This window comes from Actinoplanes sp. NPDC048791, assembly GCF_040650095.1.
In the GTDB taxonomy this organism is placed as follows: domain Bacteria; phylum Actinomycetota; class Actinomycetes; order Mycobacteriales; family Micromonosporaceae; genus Actinoplanes.
Genome location: NZ_JBEZGQ010001746.1, coordinates 1 through 1,035, shown reverse-complemented (window position 1 = coordinate 1,035; position 1,035 = coordinate 1). Strand labels below are relative to the sequence as shown.

Annotated in this window: 1 protein-coding gene; it reads right to left on the bottom strand. The window is 73.2% G+C overall.

Annotation, left to right across the window (positions count from 1 at the left end; translation table 11 throughout):
* A partial coding sequence (locus AB0C29_RS50135; protein ID WP_360835679.1) for an MFS transporter occupies positions 1-1,035 on the bottom strand: 1,035 nt, incomplete at both ends.

The window sequence follows — 1,035 nt, the reverse complement described above, 5'->3', positions numbered from 1 at the left end:
CCGCCGAGGCCCGACGCGCCGATCTGCACGCCGATCGTCCGGTCGGCGTGCAGCGACCCGACCCGGTCGGCGGTGGTCAGCGTGAGCAACGGGAACACCGGCGCCGCCGCGAAGCCGATGACCATCAGGCCGGCCACCGCCAGCCAGCCCGGGCCGGGCAGCGCCACCAGCACCGACCCCGCGACCAGGCCGAGCAGGCTGCCGACCAGGATGCGGGTGGTGCCGACCCGCTCGACGATGAACCCCTGCACGACCCGGCCGACGAACAGGCTCGCCCAGTACGCCGACACACAGATGCCGGCGACCGTCGCGCTGATCCCGCGCTCGCCGGTGAGGAACAGGAACGCCCACAACCCGGCGCTGATCTCCAGCGCGACATAGACGGCGAAGGCCGCCGCGCTGATCCACACCGCGGGGATCGCCAGCGTCACGGCGATCCGCGTCGGCTTGGGTGCCGCGGTGCCCGCCGCCTGCTCCGCGGTGGTGGGCCGGGTGCGGTGCTGAGCCCAGGAACGACGCGTCAGGGCGAACGCGACCGCGAGCAGCGCCTGACCGGAGGCGACGATCCCGTAACCCCAGTGCCAGGACAGCCCGCCGCTGAGCACGGCGGTCATGATCAGCGGTCCGATGGCCACCCCGAGGCCGAAGAACGCGTGCAACCAGTTCATGTGGCGGGGCCCGAACGCGCCGGCCGCGTACGCGTTGAGCCCGGCGTCGATGGCCCCGCCCCCGAAACCGGCGATCAGGGCACAGGGCACCAGAAAAGCGAAGGCCGGCGAGATCGCGTACCCGGCCAGCGCCAGACTCGCCAGCGCGGTGCTGACCGCGAGGAGCGGGCCCACCCCGAGGCGGGCGATGCTGAAGCCGGCCGCGACGCTGGACACGAGGTAGCCGGCCGTACCGGCGAACAGCAGCAGGCCGACGGTGTCGGTGCCGACCCGGAACTCCGTGGCCATCGACGGCCAGCCGACCCCGAGCAGGCCGTCCGGCAGGCCGAGGCTGATGAAGGCGAAATAGGCCAGCACCAGCACCGAC